This is a genomic window from Klebsiella sp. KP20-425-1 (assembly GCF_025813515.1).
GTDB classification, from domain to species: domain Bacteria; phylum Pseudomonadota; class Gammaproteobacteria; order Enterobacterales; family Enterobacteriaceae; genus Klebsiella; species Klebsiella pneumoniae.
The window spans coordinates 3504370-3519362 of record NZ_CP109614.1 but is presented as its reverse complement, the minus strand read 5'-3'; the positions used below and the strand labels follow the sequence as shown (position 1 = coordinate 3519362).

Sequence of the window (14993 nt, the reverse complement as noted above, 5' to 3'; positions counted from 1 at the left end):
TCAGATGAGCCAGGCTAGCGCTGAGTTTATCCCGACCCGTATTGCTATTCTTACCGTTTCCAGCCGTCGCGGCGAAGAGGACGACACTTCCGGTCACTGGCTGCGCGAGGCGGCGCAGGAGGCGGGGCACCAAGTCGTCGAGAAGGCGAGCGTCAAAGAGAATCGCTACGCCATCCGCGCTCAGGTATCGGCGTGGATAGCCAGCGATAACGTGCAGGTGGTGCTGATCACCGGCGGCACCGGTTTTACCGACGGCGATCAGGCGCCGGAAGCGCTGCTGCCGCTGTTTGATCGTGAGGTCGAAGGCTTTGGCGAAGTGTTCCGCATGCTGTCGTTCGAAGAGATCGGCACCTCGACGCTGCAGTCCCGGGCCGTGGCCGGCGTCGCCAACCGCACGCTGATTTTCGCCATGCCGGGCTCAACCAAAGCCTGCCGTACGGCGTGGGACAACATCATCGCCCCGCAGCTTGATGCCCGCACCCGTCCGTGTAACTTCATTCCACACCTGAAGAAATAATCTATGTCACAACTGACCCATATTAACGCCGCGGGTGAAGCCCATATGGTCGATGTCTCCGGCAAAGCGGAAACGGTGCGCGAAGCGCGCGCCGAGGCTTATGTCGAAATGCAGGCGACGACCCTGGCGATGATTATCGACGGCAGCCACCACAAAGGCGACGTGTTTGCCACCGCGCGTATCGCCGGGATCCAGGCGGCCAAACGCACCTGGGAGCTGATCCCGCTGTGTCATCCGCTGATGCTCAGCAAAGTGGAAGTCAATCTGCAGGCGCAGCCGGAACATAACCGGGTGCGCATTGAATCGCTCTGCCGACTCACCGGTAAAACCGGCGTTGAGATGGAAGCATTGACCGCCGCCTCGGTTGCCGCGCTGACCATTTACGATATGTGCAAAGCGGTGCAGAAGGATATGGTGATTGGCCCGGTGCGCCTGCTGGCGAAAAGCGGCGGCAAGTCCGGCGATTTTAAGGTGGGTGAATGCCATGATTAAGGTTCTGTTTTTTGCCCAGGTGCGCGAGCTGGTCGGTACCGATTCGCTGACCCTTGATGCCAGCGAACTGGCGACTGTCGAAGCGGTTCGTCAGCAGCTTGCCGCCCGCGGCGATCGCTGGGCGCTGGCCCTGGAGGAGGGCAAGCTGCTGGCGGCGGTTAACCAGACGCTAACCTCTTTCGAACATCCAGTGGCCAGCGGCGACGAAGTGGCGTTCTTCCCACCGGTAACGGGGGGCTGACATGACGCAAACCCGTATCGTGGTCAGCCCGGCGCGCTTTAGCGTCAGTGAGGAATATCCCTGGCTGGCGGAACGCGATGAAGACGGCGCGGTGGTCACCTTCACCGGTAAAGTGCGTAACCACAACCTCGGCGACAGTGTGAAGGCGCTGACCCTCGAGCACTATCCGGGGATGACTGAAAAATCGCTGGCGGAAATTGTCGAGCTGGCGCGCGAGCGCTGGCCGCTGGGCCGGGTGACGGTTATCCATCGCATCGGCGAAATGTGGCCGGGGGAAGAGATTGTGTTTGTCGGCGTCACCAGCGCTCACCGCGGCAGCGCCTTCGCCGCCGGCGAGTTTATTATGGATTACCTGAAAACCCGCGCGCCGTTCTGGAAGCGTGAAGCGACGCCGGATGGCGAACGCTGGGTCGACGCCCGCGACAGCGATCGCCAGGCGGCAGAGCGCTGGTAGTGTGATACGCTTACAGGGTGAAACTTTGTTAATCAGGAGAGAGTCATGGACAGATATCCGCGTTCCGATTCAATAGTGCAGGGCCGTACCGGCCTGCAGACTTACATGGCGCAGGTGTACGGCTGGATGACGGTCGGCCTGCTGCTGACGGCGTTTATCGCGTGGTTTGCAGCGAATACTCCGGCAGTGATGATGTTCGTCTTTTCGAGCAAAATCACTTTCTTCGGGCTGATTATTGCCCAGCTGGCGCTGGTGTTTGTGCTGTCGGGAATGGTGCAGCGGCTGAGCGCCGGGATGGCCACCACGCTGTTTATGCTCTATTCGGCGCTGACCGGACTGACGCTATCGAGCATTTTTATCGCCTATACCTATTCATCGATCGCCAGCACCTTTGTGGTCACCGGCGGGATGTTTGGGGCGATGAGCCTGTATGGTTACACCACGAAGCGCGATCTGAGCGGCTTCGGCAGCATGCTGTTTATGGGGCTGATTGGCATCGTGCTGGCGTCGCTGGTCAACCTGTGGCTGAAGAGCGAGGCGCTGATGTGGGCCGTGACCTATATTGGGGTGGTGCTGTTTGTCGGTCTGACGGCGTATGACACCCAGAAGCTGAAAAACATCGGCGAGCAGATTGATACCCGCGACAGCGCCACGCTGCGTAAATACTCGATCCTCGGCGCCTTAACGCTGTATCTGGACTTCATCAACCTGTTCCTGATGCTGCTGCGTATTATGGGCAACCGCCGCTAACCTCTTTATATCAAGGGGTTGCATCTCCGAACGCCCGGCAAGCGCAGCGCCGCCGGGCGAGATTTCAGGCACGGTACCCTTGATTTTGCCGGGTGGCGGCTACGCCTTACCCGGCCTACAGGATCCTCTCACAGACTCACACCCCGTAGGCCCGCGCAAGCGCAGCGCCGCCGGGCGATGGCATTAGGCACGATAGCCGTGATTTTGCCGGGTGGCGGCTGGCGCCTTACCCGGCCTACAGGATCCTTTCACAGGCTCACACCCCGCAGGCCCGCGCAAGCGCAGCGCCGCCGGGCGAGATTTCAGGCACGGTACTCTTGATTTTGCCGGGTGGCGGCTACGCCTTACCCGGCCTACAGGCTCCTCTCACAGGCTCACACCCCGCAGGCCCGCGCAAGCGCAGCGTGGCCTGGCCGTTTCATTCGCGGGCCAGCTTGCGCTGGTTCTTTTGCCGTAGCTTTTTCGCCCGGCTCTCCAGCAGCAGATAGGCCACCGTCGCCAGCAGCAATGGCAGGAAATAATATAGCGCGCGCCAGGCGAGCAGGGCGGCAATGATCGCGCCCTTCGAAATATCTTCCCCGGAGAGCATGGCGATAAACACCGCCTCCAGCACGCCGATCCCAGCCGGAATATGGATAATCACCCCGGCGATACTGCTCACCAGCAGCACCCCTAATACCAGAAAATAGTTAATCTCGCTGCCCAACAGCAGCCAGATTATCGCCCCCATCGCCATCCAGTTCGCCGCCGAGAGCCCCATCTGCAGCAGCGCGAAGCGCCAGGAGGGCAGCACCAGCCGCTGGCCTTTAATCGTCAGGTGACGGCGTTTGGCGAACGCGCAGCCGAACAGATAGCAAAGCGTAAGGATCAGCATCACCCCGCCGATAATACGGAGAGTGGTCTGGCTGATGTACCAGTGCGGCGGCAGCTTCACCAGATCTGCCGTGAATATCACCCCGCCCAGCAGAATATAGCCCAACCAGTTGGTGGTAATGCTTAAGGAAAAAATACGGGTGATGGTGCTGCCGTTCAGCCCCAGCCGCGAGTACAGCCGGTAGCGCATACCGATCCCGCCGACCCAGGTGCTGAGTGTCAGGTTAAAGGCGTAGCAGATAAACGACACCAGCATGACCTGGCGTTTCGCCAGCTTGTGCCCGCAATAAGCCCGACCGAGCAGATCGTAGCAGCCGTAAATGAGGTAGCTGACGATAACCAGCGCAATGGCGCTAAACAAGGCCAGCCGATCGTAGCCGCGGATCACCTTCCACACGTCCTGCCAGTCGACTTTTTGCGCGTAGATCACCAACAGGACGATGACGGCGATAAAAAAGAGCACGGTCAGCACTCTTTTCGCCATCCGCCAGCGGGGATGTGATTTGCTCATAGTGGATTATCCCTGGCTGGAGACTCGACGCGGTCCTGAGTTTCAATTTCCGGCTGGACCGGCGGGCTGACTCTGGCCAGCCGCGGGGTATGAGCCGGTAACCAGCCGACCCATGCCGGGAAGTGGCGCAGAAAGTGGAAAGCCATCACGCTGACGCCCAGCCGCCACCAGTTGCGTTTCGGCAGCATCGTTTTATCGATCCGCTGGCAATCCCGGGCGATAAGCCCGTTGAGATTATCGCGCAGCGTCTGGTTAAACACCCGATCGTGGATGATCAGATTGGCTTCCAGATTCAGCGACAGGCTGAGCGGATCCAGGTTGCTTGACCCAACGGTGGCCCAGTGGTCGTCTGCCAGAGCGACCTTGCCATGCAGCGGGCGACGGCGATATTCGTAAATCTGCACCCCGCCCTTAACGAGATAGTGATAGAGCAGGTGGGCGCCAAACTTCACAATGGGAATATCCGGTTCGCCCTGCACGATCAGCTTAACCCGTACTCCGCGCCGCGCGGCATTGCGCATCGCATGCAGCAGGCGGTAGCCGGGGAAAAAATAGGCGTTAGCGATAATCACTTCCCGGCGGGCGCTGGTCAGCATCTTCAGATAGTGGCGTTCAATATCGTCGCGGTGATCCTGGTTGTCGCGCCAGACGAACAGCGCCTGCGCCTCGCCGGGGGTCTGGTTAATCTCCGGCTGGTGGCGACGACGTCGCCACCAGCGGCGGGCGGTTTCGCTGTTGGGCAGGTTTTCCAGCTCTAACTGCAGGATGTCGAGCACCACCGGTCCTTCGACCTGCACCGCATAATCCTGCTTCGCCTCCGGACCGTAGTCGCTCATATGTTCGGCGGAGTAGTTAATACCGCCGACAAAGGCGGTGGTGTCGTCGATTACCACGATTTTACGGTGCATGCGACGGAACAGATTGGTGCGCATCCCCATCAGCTTAGGACGCGGATCGTAGTAGCGGAAAATCACGCCAGCGGCGGTGAGCTCACCGACAAATTCATCGCTGAGATCCGGGGAACCATAGCCATCGAGGAGCACCTCCACCTGGATGCCACGGCGGGCAGCCTCGAGCAGGACCGCGTGCAGCCGCCGGCCTACCTCATCTTCAAACCAGATAAAGGATTCGAGGATCACCCGCCGGCTGGCGCGACCGATGGCCGCAAACAGCGCCGGATAGTACTGGTCGCCATTCTCCAGTAGCGTAATGCGGTTGCCTTCCTGCCAACGACATTTCACAAATGTATCTCCACGCTAAGGGGTGCATGATCGGACAGATGCCGCCATTGTTTAAGGGCCAGCGCCTTCGGGCGACTGGCGTGGGCGTTCTTTACGTAAATGCGGTCGAGGCGCAGCAGCGGAAAACTGACCGGAAAGGTGCGCGCCGGCCGTCCGCGGGCGCGGGTAAAGATCTCTTCCAGACCGGCCTGGGCTTTTAACGGCTGGTTAGCCTGCTGACGCCAGTCGTTAAAATCGCCAGCCACCACCACCGGCTCGCCCGCGGGCAGGGTATTGACCCACTCCGCCAGCATGGTCAACTGCGCCTGCCGTTGGTCGGCGCGTAGACCGAGATGGACGCAAATCACGTGAATAGTTATCCCGCTCTGCGGCGGCACGATGCGGCAGTACAGCAGGCCGCGCTTCTCCCCGTTGCCGACCGAGATATCGCGATTTTCGTAGTATTCAATGGGAAAGCGCGACAGCACGGCGTTGCCGTGGTGGCCTTCCGGATAAACCGCATTGCGCCCGTAGGCGTAGTCGCTCCACATGGTGTCGGCGAGAAATTCATAATGGGTCGTATCCGGCCAGTTTTCGATGTGCAGCGGATGTACCTCATGAGCGCCCATCACCTCCTGCAGGCAAACAATATCCGCGCTAACGCTGCGCACGGCGTCGCGCAGTTCGGGCAAAATAAAACGCCGATTAAACGCCGTAAAGCCTTTATGGGTGTTAATTGTCAGCACGTTCAACGAAAATCCCGCCGTTGGCTCAGCCATAATTCTCCAGTAAATGTCACTTTCCTGAATAAAATAGTGTAGTAGACGTCACAAAAAGATGCGGTGTTACGGAATTTTCCGTAAAGTGCGGTACTCTGAGTAGCAGAGAAAAATCCTTCAGGAGAGAAGCCATGAAGTGGCAACAACGTGTACGCGTCGCAACGGGTCTTAGTTGCTGGCAGATTATGTTGCATCTACTGGTCGTGGCAGTACTGGTGATGGGTTGGATGAGCGGCGCGCTGGTGCGCGTCGGATTGGGACTGTGCGTCCTCTACAGCGTCACGCTGCTGGCGATGCTGTTTTTACAGCGTCACCATGAGGCGCGCTGGCGCGATGTGGGAGACTTCCTTGAGGAGCTCACCACGACCTGGTACTTCGGCGCGGCCATGATAGCGCTGTGGCTGCTGTCGCGCGTGCTGCACAACAACCTGCTGCTGGCCCTCGCCGGGCTGGTGATACTGGCAGGCCCGGCGGTGGTCTCGCTGCTGGCGAAAGATAAGAGCCGTTACCCTAAAGCGTTCGGGCTACAACAAGGCGGCAACGCAGCGAATCCCCAGAAGCATAGATAACTATGCGACTGGGGTGAGTAAGGAAAGCCAACGCCGTTGTAGTTTGAACGATGACGGGTATTACGCAATCTTCCTTCGGAACATCGCATACGCCGCTGAGCCGGTGGTGGCCGCTATGACCAGTAGCGGCCACAAACTTCCCCACACAATCTCCAGACTCGCATCCTTCAGATAAATTTGCTTGGTGATATCGGTAAAGTGGCGGATGGGATTTATCCAGGTCAGATCCTGCAGCCACTGCGGCATGTTTTCCACTGGTGAGACGTACCCCGACAGGAGAATAGCCGGCATCATAAAGACGAACACGCCGATAAACGCCTGCTGCTGGGTGGCGCACAGCGACGAAATCAATAAGCCAAAGCCCACCAGCGATAGACCGTAAATCACCATGGTGAAATAGAACAGCAGCAGCGAGCCGGCAAACGGGATCTGATAGGCCCAGATACCAATCGCCAGCACGATAGTTGCCTGCAGGGTGGCGACGATCAGCGCCGGCACCGCCTTGCCGACGAAAATTTGCCAGGTGGCGAGGGGGGAGACCAGCAGCTGGTCAAGGGTGCCCTGCTCGCGCTCGCGAGCCACCGACAGCGAGGTGACGATCATCACCCCGATGGTAGTGATCATGGCGATAAGCGACGGCACCACGAACCATTTATAGTCGAGATTCGGGTTGTACCAGTTGCGCACCACCAGCTCGCTGTTGTTCGGCTTCGCTTTACCCTCCAGCAGCTCCTGCTGATAGTTTTTCACAATCTGTTGCAGATAGTTGGCGGCGATTTGCGCGCTGTTGGAGTTGCGTCCGTCGAGCAGAAGCTGCAGCGGGGCGGTTTGATAGTTATCCAGATTGCGCGAGAAATCGGCCGGGAAGCGCACCACCAGCAGAGCTTTTTGTTCATCGATGGTCGGCTGGATCGCCTGCGGGCTTTGCAGCAGCAGGACGTGGGTAAAGGCTTTGGCGCGGGCAAAGCGCTGAGTGAGTTCCACCGCGTGGCGACCGCTGTCCTCGTTGTAGATGGCGATGGTGGCGTTGGTCACCTCCAGCGTCGCGGCAAAGGGAAACAGCAGCACCTGAATCAGCACCGGCATGATTAAAATCGCCCGCGTCTGCGGCTCGCGCAGCAGCGACTGCAGCTCTTTGCGGATTAATGTCCATAAACGGTGAAACATAATAGCTCCTTTGGCCCATTCAACCACGCCGGGCGGCATTGCGTTTGCCCGGCCTACGGGATCGGCGAACCGTATAATCAATGTTGGTTAAACCGTAGGCCCGGTCGGCGCAGCGCCACCGGACAAAACCTAATCCAGACGCCGTTTGGTTTTCAGCCACGTCAGACCGATAAACATCACCGCCGACGCAATCAAAAACAGCACGTTGACCAGCAGCACCACCGGAATATTGCCCGCCAGAAACAGGCTTTGCAGAGTACTAACGAAATAGCGTGCCGGGATCACATAGGTCACCGCGCGGATCACCGCCGGCATACTGTCTATCTGGAAAATAAACCCGGACAGCATAATCGACGGTAAAAAGGCGGCGTTCAGCGCCACCTGCGCGGCGTTAAACTGGTTGCGGGTAATGGTTGAGATCAGCAGCCCCATCCCCAGGGTGCTGAGCAAAAACAGACTGGTGATGACAAACAGGATCGGCAGCGAGCCGCGATAGGGCACGCCGAGAATAAATACCGACACCAACATACACAGCAGCATCGCCAGCATGCCGAGGAAATAGTAGGGAATGAGCTTGCACAGCAGCAGTTCGGCGCGGGTGATCTCCGTCGACAGCAGCGCCTCCATGGTGCCGCGCTCCCATTCGCGGGCCACCACCAGCGAGGTCAGTATGGCGCCGACCACGGTCATGATGATGGTGATCGCCCCGGGGATAATAAAGTGCTGGCTAATAGCCGCCGGGTTAAACCAGTAGCGCATCTGCACGTCGATCAGCGGTTCAAAGGTTTCGCCGCGGTCTTCCGCCCGCTGCTGCTGCCAGATTTGCCAAATACCTTCCACATAGCCCTGAGCGAAGTTGGCGGTATTGGGCTCGCTGCCGTCGGTGATGAGCTGCAGCGGTGCGTCGGCGCCGGGGCGGGCCATCTGGCGGTCGAAATCCACCGGAATGACCACCATGGCGCGGATGCGCCCGGCCTGCATCATCTCAATCAGCTGCCTGCGGCTGTCGCTGACGGTGGCGTCGATATAGGGCGAACCGGTCATGGTATGGACGAAATCCAGCGCCTCTTCGCTCTGCTGCTCAAGCAATACGCCGACCCGCAGCCTGCTGGAGTCGAGGTTAATGCCGTAGCCGAAGATAAACAGCAGCAGCAGGGGGATCACCACCGCGATCAGCCAACTGCTGGGATCGCGCACAATCTGCCGGGTCTCTTTGACGCACAGGGCGCGGACCCGCCGCCAGGAGAGAATGCTATTGCCCATGGCTATTCTCCTTGTCCCAGCGGTTAATCAGGGTAATAAACGCCTGCTCCATGGTTGGGTCCGTCTGGCTGTCGTCCGCCGCCTGGGCCTTCAGCGCATCCGGGGTCCCGCTGGCGATAAGCTTGCCGTGATAGACCAGCCCGATGCGGTCGCAGTATTCCGCCTCATCCATAAAGTGGGTGGTGACCATTACCGTCACGCCTTTATCAACCATGCTATTAATATGTAGCCAGAACTCGCGGCGGGTAAGGGGATCGACGCCGGAGGTGGGTTCATCGAGAAACAGAATATCGGGTTCATGCATCAGGGAGCAGGCCAGCGCCAGCCGCTGCTTGTAGCCGAGCGGCAGCTCGTCGGCGGCGTGGCGGGCGATACTTTTCAGGCCAAAGGCATCGCTCATCCGGGCGATTTTTTCATTTTGCGCCCGGCCGCGCAGGCCATAGACGCCGGAGAAAAAGCGCAGGTTTTGCTCGACGCTGAGGTTGCCGTACAGGGAAAATTTTTGCGCCATATAGCCCAGATGCTGGCGCGCCTTGCCAGAGCTGACCTTGAGATCCATTCCCAGCACCAGCGCTTTGCCGGAGGTGGGCACCAGCAGGCCGCACATCATTTTGAAGGTGGTGGATTTCCCGGCGCCGTTGGGGCCGAGCAGGCCGAAAATTTCACCGCGCTTAACCTGGAAATCGACATGGTCGGTAGCGGCGAAATCACCAAACTTTTTCGTTAACGACTGGGCTTCAATGACCGTTTCCTCTTTGCTGCCGTCAACGCGATGGATAATCGCCCCCAACGGCGATTCAGCGGTCCCGGCGCCGCCGAGCAGGTCGATAAACGCATCTTCAAAGCGCGGGGCGGTGTCGGCCACCTGCAGGGGCGGCATGTCGCCATGCTGCTGGACTTCCTCAATGCGCGCGTCCTTTTTCAGGATCAGACGCACCGATTTGCCCTGGATCACCCCGTCGCTAACCTGCGGCAGCTTCAGCGCCCGCTGCAGCAGGCGGCGGTTGTTCTCCTGCGGGCTGGAAACCAGAAAGCTGCGCCCGACCATGGTTTGCGTCAGCGCCGTCGGCTCGCCCTGGTAGAGCAGTTTGCCTTCGTTCATCAGCAGCACGTCGCGACACTGCTCGGCTTCATCGAGATAGGAGGTGCTCCACAGGATCAGCATGCCGTCGCCGGCCAGCTCGTGCACCATCTGCCATAGCTCGCGGCGCGAGATAGGGTCGACGCCGACGCCGGGCTCATCGAGCAGCAGTACTTTCGGATCGCCCACCAGGGTACAGGCGAGGCCCAGCTTTTGCTTCATCCCGCCGGAAAGCTTGCCTGCCAGCCGTTCGGTGAATGGACCAAGGGAGGTGAACTCCAGCAGGCGGTCGAAAATTTTCTTCCGCGCCTCGCCGGTGACGCTGCGCAGGTCGGCGTACAGGGTCAGGTTTTCCATCACCGTCAGATCTTCATACAGGCCGAACTTCTGCGGCATATAGCCGAGCACCGCGTGCAGGGCGCTGTCGTCTTTTAGCGGGTCGAAGCCTATCACGCTGGCGCGGCCCTCATCAGGCTTGAGCAATCCGGCGAGCATTCGCATCAGGGTGGTTTTCCCCGCGCCGTCGGGCCCCACCAGCCCGGTGACGTAGCCGGCGCGGATCGTGCAGGTGAGCGGCGCTACCGCTGGCCTGTCCATACCGGGAAAACGGCGGCTCAGGCCGTTTAAGGCGATGACGGTCTCACTCATGTCCGTTCCCGTGGCTAAAGGAGATGGTCACCGGCATTCCCTGGCGCAGCGCGCCGTCGGCATCAGTCACCACAATGCGCAGACGGTAGACCAGATCGGTGCGCAGATCCGGGGTCTCGACGGTCTTCGGCGTGAATTCAGCGCTCGGCGAGACAAAACCGATTTTGCCGTGATAGGGCTTATCCGGCCGGCTGTCGGTATAGAGCAGCACTTCTTGTCCCGGCTGCGCCTGGCCGAGGTTTTTCTCGTCAACATAGGCGCGGACCCACACCGGATGCGTTAACGACAGCGTCAGTACGGTACCGCCGGCGTTGAGCATAGTGCCGGGCTCGACGGCGCGGGTCATCAGCGTACCGTCAGAAGGGGCGGTGAGCACGGTATCGTGCAGGTCCAGTTTGGCCTGGGCCAGCGCCGCCTGCGCCTGTTCCAGACTGGCTTTGGCCTGGGCAATCTCCTGCGGGCGGTTACCGGCGCGATACTGACGCAGCTTATCCTGCGCCGATTTGAGCGTTGCCTGCGCCTGATCGCGCGAGGAGCGGGCATTCTCCAGATCGTTGGCGGAAATGGCGCTGCTGGCGCGCAGCCCGAGCTGGCGCTGATAAAAGTTTTGCGCATAGTCGTAAGCGGCCTGCGCCTGTTTCACCGCCGCCGCGGCCTGGGCAATCTCTTCCGCGCGGTAGCCGGCCATCATCAGGTCATACTGCGCCTGGGCGGTGGAGACGTTGGCCTGCGCCTGCAGCAGGGCGTTTTCATACGGCGCGCGGTCAAGCTCGCCGAGAGTTTGCCCGGCGCGGATGCTGTCGCCTTCGTCGACGGTCAGCGAGGCCAGCCTACCGCCAACGCGGAAGCTCATGTTGACGGTGCGGATATCGACATTGCCATACAGGGTCAGCGGCTGCTGCCGGCTGCTCTGGTACCACCACCAGCCGCCGCCCAGCGCGGCGAGAAGAATCACGATCAGCAGAATGACGACGACGGGTTTTTTCATCAGCCCAAACTCCTTTGCGATAACCCATGCAGGATGAAATCGATATGACAGGTAATGACTTCGAAAATCTGTTCCGTTTTTTGCGCGTCAAACTGCGTCCAGCCGGTGCGCAGCAGGATAGTTTCACGCCCGAGACGGAAAGCGAGCACCTCGCCCAGCAGGGCGTGGGTATGGAGGATCATTTGCGTATCACTGGCTTCGCCGCCGGTCCAGGCGGCAATCAGCCGGGTGAGATAATGGTGCAGGGGGGCAATCACCTGCTGGTGGATCAGATGGTAGGCGGCGGTCGGCGCCAGCTGCTCACGGGAAATGAATTTGCTTAAGTTAACCGTATCGTCCTGGGTGAGCAGCAGGATCATGTTGTGGCAGGCGCTAAGGATGAGGTCGCGGATCGCCTGGCGATCCGGCGCTTCCCCGGCAAGCAGGTGCTCCGCCGCTTCGGCCTGCGGGCGAAAATTGTCGCCGATAAAATCGGCGATCCACTGGGCGCAGGCAAGATACAGATCGTCTTTCGAGCCAAAATAATAGGTGATAGCGGCGATATTCTGCCCGGCCTGGGCGGCAATATCGCGGGTGGTGGCGTGCTGGCCGTACTCGCCAAACTGGGCGATAGCGGCCGCGATAAGCTGATTTTTTGCCTGTTCGCCTTTACTGGTCATCGCGCTCGGTAAAAATTAATCAATCGATTGATTAACTTTAGGCGCCGACTGGCGGTTTGTCCACCAGCCGGGATCAAATATGGAACCCTTCCTCTTTCAGCTCTCCGGCGACCCAGGCGAAGAAGCGCTGGACCTTCTCCTTCTGTTCATTAGCGTGGGGGAGGACGAAGTGGTGCGCGCCGACCGGCATGCTCCGCTCGTCGGCAAATACCGGCGTCAGCTGCCCCTGGCGCACGTGTCCGCCGGCCAGCAGATTGCTCTCGAGGATCACGCCCATTCCCATTCTGGCCGCCTCGATGCTCATATATGACCGGTCGAAATTAAAAATGAAGTTTTTATGCCAGCCGCGGACCTTGTGCCACGACAGCCAGTTGCTCCAGTTAATCAAGGTGCTGTCGGAGTGGATCAGATCGCAGGCCAGCAGATCTTCCACAGCCTGCACAGGATGGCTGGCTAAATAAGACGCTGCGCTGTAGGGCAGGACGCGCTCATTTTTAATGGTTCTGACCAGCAGCGTCGGCCACTGTGACAGCCCGTGACGAATATCGATATCAATATTATCCCGGGAGAACTGGATGCTTTCGTATGAACAGGTCAGGCTGATTTTTAACGCCGGCCACGCCTGGCGGAATTTATCCAGACGGGGCATCAGCCATAGCAGGCCGAAGCTCGGCGCCGAATGAATGCGTAAATAATCCTGATGGATATCGTTGATCACCTGGCTGGTGGCCTGGCCAATCATATTCAGCGCCCCGGAGACCTCTTTGAGATATTTTTCTCCCACCGCCGTTAACGTGACGCCTTTGCTGCTGCGGGAGAACAGTTTTTTCCCCAGAAAGTGCTCCAGGCTGGCTATCTGATGGCTGACCGCCGAGGCGGTAATATTGAGATTCTCTGCGGCCAGATTAAGGCTGCCGGTAGCGGCGACTTCAATAAAAGCCTGGATATTGCGTAAAGAGGGCATCGGCAGATTTTTATTGGGTAGCGGTTGGCTCATGGCGGCATCCTGCGCGGGGCGCGAATAAAAGAAAATAGCCAACAGCGTGGCGCAGCCGGGATGTACAGCATAGGGAAAAGCGAAAAAACAACGTTAATTTGTGATGGGCTTAACAATTTATCTTGTTAAAAGCGCGCAGGTCAGAAAACGCTAAAAATTTGCGGGAAGTCACTAGCTCAATTTTTCTCAATCATAATTGAGGTTTTTTGAATACCGTTTCATTTTGGGGTTGTTATATTCCTCTCACAGGCCTGATAACAAACTGCGATGTGCTTGCATCGCAATTATAAAACACCTAACCACCTGTTTCGCTGGCGAAAAGCATTTATCTCTTGCTCCTGTATGGATAGTAAAACGCAGTGATCCGAAGCGGCAGCTTACAGCGAAGTGGATGAGGTATAAAACGAGGAAACCCTATGTCACGTATAGATACGCTGGTCTGTACTGACGCCAGGAAAACGAAATATCGTTTCGTGGTTTTGACGATGATTTTTCTGGTGTATGCCATCAATTACGCCGACCGAACGAATATTGGCGCGGTACTGCCTTTCATCATTGATGAGTTTCATATCAATAATTTTGAAGCCGGGGCCATCGCCAGTATGTTTTTCCTCGGCTATGCGGTAAGCCAGATCCCGGCCGGCTTTTTCATCGCCAAACGCGGTACCCGGGGGCTGGTATCGCTCTCCATTTTCGGCTTCTCCGCCTTTACCTGGCTGATGGGCACGGTGAGCTCCGTGTTTGGCCTGAAGCTGGTGCGGCTGGGACTGGGGCTGAGCGAAGGGCCTTGCCCGGTGGGGCTGGCTTCCACCATAAATAACTGGTTTCCACCAAAGGAGAAAGCCACGGCAACCGGCGTTTACATCGCGGCGACCATGTTTGCGCCGATTATTGTGCCGCCGCTGGCGGTGTGGATTGCGGTGACCTGGGGGTGGCGGTGGGTCTTTTTCTCTTTTGCTATACCCGGAATTGTGGCGGCCATCGCGTGGTATCTGCTGGTCAAATCCAAGCCTGCTGAGAGCGGATTTGTTTCCCAAAGCGAACTGGCAGAGATTAATGCCGGGCGTGAAAGTCATAATAATAGCGTACGCGAAAATATATTAATTGCCGATCGATTCACCTGGCTGGATAAAATCATTCGGGTAAAGAAAATGGCGCCAATTGATACGGCGAAAGGCTTATTCACCTCAAAAAATATTCTCGGTGACTGCCTGGCGTATTTTATGATGGTTAGCGTGCTGTACGGATTATTAACCTGGATCCCCCTGTATTTAGTCAAAGAGCGCGGTTTCGATGTAATGAGTATGGGCTTCGTGGCCAGTATGCCGTGCATCGGCGGCTTTATTGGCGCGATCGGTGGCGGATGGATTTCGGATAAGCTATTAGGCCGCCGGCGTAAACCCACCATGATGTTCACTGCGGTGTCAACGGTGGTCATGATGCTAATTATGCTGAATATCCCGGCCAGCACCCTGGCAGTTTGTATTGGATTATTCTTTGTCGGCTTTTGTTTAAATATCGGCTGGCCAGCCTTTACCGCGTACGGTATGGCCGTTTCGGATAGCAAAACCTATCCAATCGCCTCTTCCATAATTAATAGCGGCGGCAACCTCGGTGGATTTGTCGCGCCGATGGCGGCTGGTTTCTTGCTTGATAAAACCGGGAGTTTTAATTCTGTATTTACCTATTTTGGTATCTGCGCCGCCATTGGTTTGGTGGTGATTCTTTTCCTCGATGAACCACAATAACGGAAATATATCCTGTTAATTAATATGACGTAATGT

17 protein-coding genes are annotated in these 14993 nt (G+C 58.1%); 8 read left to right on the top strand and 9 right to left on the bottom strand.

The genetic code is table 11. The features are described 5' to 3' along the window. The first annotated feature begins 4 nt into the window (after nucleotides 1-4). Genes moaB through OHJ17_RS17330 form a run of 5 tightly spaced genes read left to right on the top strand, consistent with a single transcriptional unit; the run spans nucleotide 5 to nucleotide 2454 of the window. A complete protein-coding gene (gene moaB, locus OHJ17_RS17350; RefSeq protein WP_032432827.1) occupies nucleotides 5-517 on the top strand; it encodes a molybdenum cofactor biosynthesis protein B in 513 nt (170 codons plus the stop codon). A 3-nt stretch (nucleotides 518-520) separates the two neighbouring features. Beyond that, nucleotides 521-1009: a cyclic pyranopterin monophosphate synthase MoaC gene (gene moaC / locus OHJ17_RS17345; protein WP_002895670.1), complete on the top strand. Its 489-nt coding sequence runs from the start codon at nucleotides 521-523 to the stop codon at nucleotides 1007-1009. Next, entirely contained in the window at nucleotides 1002-1250 is a 249-nt protein-coding gene (gene moaD, locus OHJ17_RS17340) for a molybdopterin synthase sulfur carrier subunit (protein WP_002895672.1), read from the top strand. The genes moaC and moaD overlap by 8 nt, the downstream gene beginning before the upstream one ends. Before the next feature lies 1 nt (nucleotide 1251). Beyond that, complete coding sequence (gene moaE, locus OHJ17_RS17335) at nucleotides 1252-1704, top strand: molybdopterin synthase catalytic subunit MoaE (RefSeq protein WP_002895674.1); 453 nt, start codon at nucleotides 1252-1254, stop codon at nucleotides 1702-1704. Between the two features lie 45 nt (nucleotides 1705-1749). Further along, a complete protein-coding gene (locus OHJ17_RS17330; RefSeq protein ID WP_004142079.1) occupies nucleotides 1750-2454 on the top strand; it encodes a Bax inhibitor-1/YccA family protein in 705 nt (234 codons plus the stop codon). A 418-nt stretch (nucleotides 2455-2872) separates the two neighbouring features. Here OHJ17_RS17330 and OHJ17_RS17325 read toward each other — a convergent pair whose 3' ends face one another. From OHJ17_RS17325 to OHJ17_RS17315, 3 genes are read right to left on the bottom strand one after another with little or no spacing between them, the layout of a single operon-like run. Beyond that, nucleotides 2873-3838, bottom strand: a complete 966-nt coding sequence (locus OHJ17_RS17325; RefSeq protein ID WP_002895728.1) for a lysylphosphatidylglycerol synthase domain-containing protein — start codon at nucleotides 3836-3838, stop codon at nucleotides 2873-2875. Continuing rightward, on the bottom strand, nucleotides 3835-5079 hold the full coding sequence (gene clsB, locus OHJ17_RS17320) for a cardiolipin synthase ClsB (RefSeq protein WP_250950017.1): 1245 nt from the start codon (nucleotides 5077-5079) through the stop codon (nucleotides 3835-3837). The genes OHJ17_RS17325 and clsB overlap by 4 nt, the downstream gene beginning before the upstream one ends. Next, nucleotides 5076-5837, bottom strand: a complete 762-nt coding sequence (locus OHJ17_RS17315; protein ID WP_016947492.1) for an endonuclease/exonuclease/phosphatase family protein — start codon at nucleotides 5835-5837, stop codon at nucleotides 5076-5078. Before OHJ17_RS17315 ends, clsB begins: the two co-directional genes overlap by 4 nt. A gap of 131 nt (nucleotides 5838-5968) precedes the next feature. Here OHJ17_RS17315 and OHJ17_RS17310 point away from each other — a divergent pair, with 131 nt between their 5' ends. Continuing rightward, nucleotides 5969-6406 carry a YbhQ family protein gene (locus tag OHJ17_RS17310; RefSeq protein ID WP_004176793.1) on the top strand — a complete coding sequence of 146 codons (438 nt, stop codon included), beginning with the start codon at nucleotides 5969-5971 and terminating at the stop codon, nucleotides 6404-6406. A 60-nt stretch (nucleotides 6407-6466) separates the two neighbouring features. On the opposite strand, the gene OHJ17_RS17305 is transcribed toward OHJ17_RS17310, so the two are convergent. The 6 genes from OHJ17_RS17305 to OHJ17_RS17280 all read right to left on the bottom strand — a co-directional run bounded on the left by OHJ17_RS17305 (nucleotide 6467) and on the right by OHJ17_RS17280 (nucleotide 13209). Further along, nucleotides 6467-7573 carry an ABC transporter permease gene (locus tag OHJ17_RS17305; RefSeq protein WP_004142068.1) on the bottom strand — a complete coding sequence of 369 codons (1107 nt, stop codon included), beginning with the start codon at nucleotides 7571-7573 and terminating at the stop codon, nucleotides 6467-6469. 129 nt (nucleotides 7574-7702) lie between these two features. Next, nucleotides 7703-8836, bottom strand: coding sequence for an ABC transporter permease (locus OHJ17_RS17300; RefSeq protein ID WP_002895739.1), 1134 nt, complete (start codon nucleotides 8834-8836; stop codon nucleotides 7703-7705). Further along, on the bottom strand, nucleotides 8826-10565 hold the full coding sequence (locus OHJ17_RS17295; RefSeq protein WP_032432829.1) for an ATP-binding cassette domain-containing protein: 1740 nt from the start codon (nucleotides 10563-10565) through the stop codon (nucleotides 8826-8828). Before OHJ17_RS17295 ends, OHJ17_RS17300 begins: the two co-directional genes overlap by 11 nt. Further along, on the bottom strand, nucleotides 10558-11553 hold the full coding sequence (hlyD, locus tag OHJ17_RS17290) for a secretion protein HlyD (RefSeq protein WP_002895745.1): 996 nt from the start codon (nucleotides 11551-11553) through the stop codon (nucleotides 10558-10560). The genes OHJ17_RS17295 and hlyD overlap by 8 nt, the downstream gene beginning before the upstream one ends. After that, entirely contained in the window at nucleotides 11553-12212 is a 660-nt protein-coding gene (cecR, locus tag OHJ17_RS17285) for a transcriptional regulator CecR (RefSeq protein WP_032424165.1), read from the bottom strand. Before cecR ends, hlyD begins: the two co-directional genes overlap by 1 nt. A 73-nt stretch (nucleotides 12213-12285) precedes the next feature. Then, nucleotides 12286-13209, bottom strand: a complete 924-nt coding sequence (locus tag OHJ17_RS17280; RefSeq protein WP_004179102.1) for a LysR substrate-binding domain-containing protein — start codon at nucleotides 13207-13209, stop codon at nucleotides 12286-12288. Here OHJ17_RS17280 and OHJ17_RS17275 point away from each other — a divergent pair. Both OHJ17_RS17275 and OHJ17_RS17270 read left to right on the top strand, forming a co-directional pair. Beyond that, nucleotides 13201-13338, top strand: a complete 138-nt coding sequence (locus tag OHJ17_RS17275) for a hypothetical protein (protein WP_032424177.1) — start codon at nucleotides 13201-13203, stop codon at nucleotides 13336-13338. The genes OHJ17_RS17280 and OHJ17_RS17275 overlap by 9 nt on opposite strands. 287 nt (nucleotides 13339-13625) lie before the next feature. Further along, nucleotides 13626-14957: an MFS transporter gene (locus OHJ17_RS17270; RefSeq protein ID WP_004212200.1), complete on the top strand. Its 1332-nt coding sequence runs from the start codon at nucleotides 13626-13628 to the stop codon at nucleotides 14955-14957. Nucleotides 14958-14993: the final 36 nt, after the last annotated feature.